Annotated in this window: 9 protein-coding genes; 5 read left to right on the forward strand and 4 right to left on the reverse strand. The window is 57.5% G+C overall.

Annotation, left to right across the window (positions count from 1 at the left end; translation table 11 throughout):
* The 4 genes from VM163_07755 to VM163_07770 form a co-directional block, all read right to left on the reverse strand.
* Positions 1-440: hypothetical protein (locus tag VM163_07755; protein HUT03768.1), on the reverse strand; the 440-nt coding region annotated here is incomplete at its 3' end.
* On the reverse strand, positions 433-621 hold the full coding sequence (locus VM163_07760) for a hypothetical protein (GenBank protein ID HUT03769.1): 189 nt from the start codon (positions 619-621) through the stop codon (positions 433-435). The genes VM163_07760 and VM163_07755, both read right to left, overlap by 8 nt.
* The gene (locus VM163_07765) at positions 618-953 is read right to left on the reverse strand and encodes a hypothetical protein (protein ID HUT03770.1); all 336 of its coding nucleotides are present in this window, start codon (positions 951-953) and stop codon (positions 618-620) included. Before VM163_07765 ends, VM163_07760 begins: the two co-directional genes overlap by 4 nt.
* Positions 950-1,702 carry a conserved phage C-terminal domain-containing protein gene (locus VM163_07770; protein ID HUT03771.1) on the reverse strand — a complete coding sequence of 251 codons (753 nt, stop codon included), beginning with the start codon at positions 1,700-1,702 and terminating at the stop codon, positions 950-952. The genes VM163_07765 and VM163_07770 overlap by 4 nt, the downstream gene beginning before the upstream one ends.
* Before the next feature lie 184 nt (positions 1,703-1,886).
* On the opposite strand from VM163_07770, the gene VM163_07775 reads away from it, so the two are divergent.
* The 5 genes from VM163_07775 to ssb form a co-directional block, all read left to right on the forward strand.
* Positions 1,887-2,117, forward strand: a complete 231-nt coding sequence (locus VM163_07775) for a hypothetical protein (GenBank protein HUT03772.1) — start codon at positions 1,887-1,889, stop codon at positions 2,115-2,117.
* A gap of 23 nt (positions 2,118-2,140) precedes the next feature.
* A complete protein-coding gene (locus VM163_07780; GenBank protein ID HUT03773.1) occupies positions 2,141-2,713 on the forward strand; it encodes a DUF1071 domain-containing protein in 573 nt (190 codons plus the stop codon).
* Positions 2,710-3,387, forward strand: a complete 678-nt coding sequence (locus tag VM163_07785; protein ID HUT03774.1) for a YqaJ viral recombinase family protein — start codon at positions 2,710-2,712, stop codon at positions 3,385-3,387. The genes VM163_07780 and VM163_07785 overlap by 4 nt, the downstream gene beginning before the upstream one ends.
* Positions 3,384-3,605, forward strand: a complete 222-nt coding sequence (locus VM163_07790; protein ID HUT03775.1) for a hypothetical protein — start codon at positions 3,384-3,386, stop codon at positions 3,603-3,605. The genes VM163_07785 and VM163_07790 overlap by 4 nt, the downstream gene beginning before the upstream one ends.
* Before the next feature lie 3 nt (positions 3,606-3,608).
* On the forward strand, positions 3,609-3,853 hold a 245-nt coding region (ssb, locus tag VM163_07795; protein HUT03776.1), incomplete at its 3' end, for a single-stranded DNA-binding protein.

The following is a 3,853-nucleotide window of genomic DNA, read 5'->3' on the forward strand; positions in this document are numbered from 1 at the left end:
GCGGCAAGCTCGCGTGCTTTAGCTTCGGTATGCACCCAAACCTGTTCAGCCGTAGGAGCGTTAGGGGTTTCCCATGCCCCAAGGATGCCCCGTAGCCGGAGGTAAGCATCAGACAGGCGGCGCTCTGCATCTTTCCACTTAGCAAGCTCGGCCTCGGCACGCTCGGTGCGTATCAGCATCGCCGCCAGATCGGCCTCCACACCCTGAGATCGTGCGAGGGCGCGCTCAAGAACGTCATAGTTCAAGTCGCTCATGTGCTGGCGTTTCTTCGCCTCGGCAAGCTCGGCCTCAAGGCGGATCACGTTGTTTGCTAGTGCCTCCCGCATCCTAAGGTGTTCAACATGCTCGGCCTCATACCACTCGATGCGGTCGGCGGCTTCGGCACGATGCGACTCAGCGGGTATCGGACTAGCCCGCAGCCGTTTCACTAGGTCACTCATACATCCTCCGTTCGTTCGCCTCGGCAAGCTCGGCCTCTAAACCGTCGCGGACCCGCTCCAACGCCACAACTTCTGCCTCGGCACGCTCGGTTCGCAGGGCCATGTCGCAGAGAGGGTTGAACCACGAGTACGGGAATGCCGTTCGCCGGATCTCCTCGATCTGCTCTCGCGTCAGGCTCATACTGCCTCCTTAATTTTCAATGCATCCTTCGCGAATTGGTACGAGATCCAAGGCAGCCCCTTCGTTGCAAGCACCTTTCTCCAGTGCTCCCGCGGCGAGGGCTTGGTGTATCCCTGGATGGCCTTGATCAACTCCTTCGAGTCCTCGGCCGTCGGACTGCCGCGCGCCTTCCACCGCTCCTCCCGGCGCTGCTCTGTAACCAGATCCTTGAACGTGGTCTGGGCCGGCAATGGCAGGATAGGTTTGTTGTGGTCTGTCCCACAGTGGGGGCATACCCCCCCGTCCTTCAGGTTGTAGTACTCACCGCAGTGGCATTTCAGTGTCGGACTCATTTGATCGGAAGCTCCCCAACGTACTGCGAACACTTCTCTTTCCCAAACAGGGTGGACGGCCTCAACCATTCCTCTTTCTTGGGATCCCCCTTCCATCTCGAGCAGCGGTCGATGATAACCCCCCGGAGGGTCTGCTCGTCATACTCCTCCAGCCGGGCCATGACTATACGGATGTTGGTATCGGCCCCCTTGCCAGTTGTACGGTGGTTCTTCCCGGTCTTCTGGTTGCAGTACTCTAAAAGCCTGATAGCCGCAGCCCGTCGAGCACTTCGCTCGACAGTGCTTTTCTCTTTCTTCTTATCTACCTCTACATCTACATCTACATCTATATGTGCTGACTTCGCTGACGAACGCTTACGATCGCTTACGGTTGCTGACGCATTACGATCCCGGAAAGACTGTTGGTTCCTGGAGTTCTGTTCCTGCCGGTCAGCCTTACTGCCTTTATTGAGGTAGTATTCGTAATTGACGATCCAAAAACCACGGTCTCCTTTGTGTTCGGGCACGAGGTGCAACGGAATAATGCGTCTGCCTTCGTGGTCGGGTAAGTTCGATAGGTCATCAGGTTCCGAGAGTTTATCAATGATGTCCATGAAATCCCCGAAGGTAACCTCGAGGTGGCCTTGTCCGGCCTCCATACCGAGCATTCGGTATAGCCCTCGGTTGTCGTATGGGACCACCCCATCCTTATCCGCTAGGACGACCATCGATGAAAAGACGTATACCGACGCCCACCCTTGATTGAACATCAGGGTGCTTTGAAAAATGTCTTGAAAGATCTTGCCGTACACGGTTCATCCTTGCCAGGTTGAGATTTGACGGAGTATACCTGAACCAGAAGTGGAAGTCAAAACAGAACGCGCTTGACACCCCCTTCCCTTTATGGGACAATACGTTCCGCATCGCACTTACACAAGGGAGAGCGACATGGAAATGAAAGAGTTCGCCGAGGCGGTCAACCGACACGACCTCACCTATAAATTCTCCGACGACGGCAAGAAGTACAGCGCCGGTCGTGCGAGCTTACACCAGATCACTGCAGCCGCCCGCGGCCTCGAGCCCGAGGTGGTCGCCAAGATCTGGAACGAGATGGTAGACAAGAAGGTCCGCCCCGAGCACAGGGATGCCTGGTATTGGGCCGAAACCGAACAACAGGAAGGATAATGGCTCAAAATATTATACAAAGCATGACGACGTTCGCCGAGCTATCGAAGATCAACGTCAACGCCCACACGGAAAAGAAGGGTGAGCTGACCTACCTATCGTGGGCGTGGGCGGTTGACCAGCTACTGCAACGAGACCCAACGGCTACCTGGGAGTACCGATTCTCCGATGGTAAGCCGTTCATATCAATCGGGGAAACGGCAATGGTGTTCTGCACCGTCAACGCCTTCCAGGTTTCCCGGACCGCGCAGCTCCCGGTCATGGACCACCGGAACAAGGCCATCATAAACCCGGACTCCATGCAGTTGAACACTGCCATGCAGAGGGCGCTCGCCAAGGCGATTGCCCTCCACGGGATCGGACTGTACATCTACGCTGGCGAGGATTTGCCGGCAGAGGAACCGAAGGCGGCCATCTCTGACAAGCAGAAGGCTGACTGGAAGGCTGGTGTCCAGGGGATCGATGACTCCGAGAAGCTCAGGGAGTTCTGGAAGAAGGCGGCCGCCTCCTGTCAAGACTCGAAAGACGTCGAGGCGTACAAGGAGATCAAGGCCCTGGTTATCAAGCGGGCCGATGAACTGAGGGCGAAGAAGTGACCGAGCACAAACTCCCCAACCCAATGCCGAAACCTATGCCGCGCCCCAAACATGACGGCGGACTGAGCGCCGTCCAGGGAACACCCGAGTGGCTCGCCGAGCGCGCCGGCCACTTGACAGCGTCCGCGGTCAAGGACGCCATGGCTAAAGTGAAGACGGGGGAGGCAGCGGGACGGAGAAACCTGCGCCTCAAACTCGCAACCGAAAGGTTGACGGGACTGCCCTCACCGGACATCTACAAGAACGCGGCAATGATCTGGGGGACGGAGCACGAGGCCGAGGCCAGGAGGGCCTACGAGGTTCTTACTGGGGAGATCGTAGAGGAGGTGGGGTTCTGCAGGCACCCGACCACTAAGTGGCTTGGAGCGAGCCCTGACGGCCTCATAGGGACCGAGGGGATGGCAGAGATCAAGTGCCCCCTAAGCACCACCCATCTCGAGTACATCGAGCAGGACGTTGTGCCGGCCGCTTACAAGCAGCAGATGACGCTGCAGATGCTGGTCTGCAACCGACTGTGGGTTGACTTCTTCTCCTACGATCCGCGGTTCCCGAAGCACCTCCAGCTCTTCATTAAGCGCTACGAGTACGACATCAAGCTTGGGATGGATGTGATGGCCGACAGCTTGGTATTCCTCAAGGAGGTTGAAGCTATGGTTGAGAGGCTCTCGAAATGAAACCAAACATGTCGTTCAAAGACCTGAAGCGCCGGCTCATAGAGAGGCGCCAGGTTAGAGAGCTTCAGGAGGCAGCAGCAGCGGGCTCGGGTATTCTCGATCGCTTCATCGATCGCAGCAAGACCCAGGCCATCACCTTAGGCGATACGGACGGTAAGTCCCTCCGTGATTTTTTCCAACAACGGCCGCGCCCCTGGCGCTGGCATGGGAGTATTTAGCACATGGCATCAGTCAACAAAGTTATCATCATCGGAAATCTTGGCGCCGACCCGGAAGTCAGGGCGCTCCCGTCGGGGGAGTCCGTCGCCAACCTGAGAATCGCCACCACAGATCGCTGGAAGGACAAGGCGAGCGGGGAGATGAAGGAGTCGACCGAGTGGCACCGAGTCTCGTTCTTCGGCCGCATCGCCGAGGTTTGCGGGGAGTACCTGAGCAAGGGGAGCCAGGTATACGTTGAGGGCAAGAT

It is taken from the genome of bacterium, assembly GCA_035527515.1.
Classification (GTDB): domain Bacteria; phylum B130-G9; class B130-G9; order B130-G9; family B130-G9; genus B130-G9.

Coding starts and splice junctions, on each gene's coding strand:
- VM163_07780 (HUT03773.1), top strand. CDS start 2,141: ATGACGACGTTCGCCGAGCTATCGAAGATCAACGTCAACGCCCACACG.
- VM163_07770 (HUT03771.1), bottom strand. CDS start 1,702: ATGTTCAATCAAGGGTGGGCGTCGGTATACGTCTTTTCATCGATGGTC.
- VM163_07765 (HUT03770.1), bottom strand. CDS start 953: ATGAGTCCGACACTGAAATGCCACTGCGGTGAGTACTACAACCTGAAG.
- VM163_07790 (HUT03775.1), top strand. CDS start 3,384: ATGAAACCAAACATGTCGTTCAAAGACCTGAAGCGCCGGCTCATAGAG.
- VM163_07775 (HUT03772.1), top strand. CDS start 1,887: ATGAAAGAGTTCGCCGAGGCGGTCAACCGACACGACCTCACCTATAAA.
- VM163_07760 (HUT03769.1), bottom strand. CDS start 621: ATGAGCCTGACGCGAGAGCAGATCGAGGAGATCCGGCGAACGGCATTC.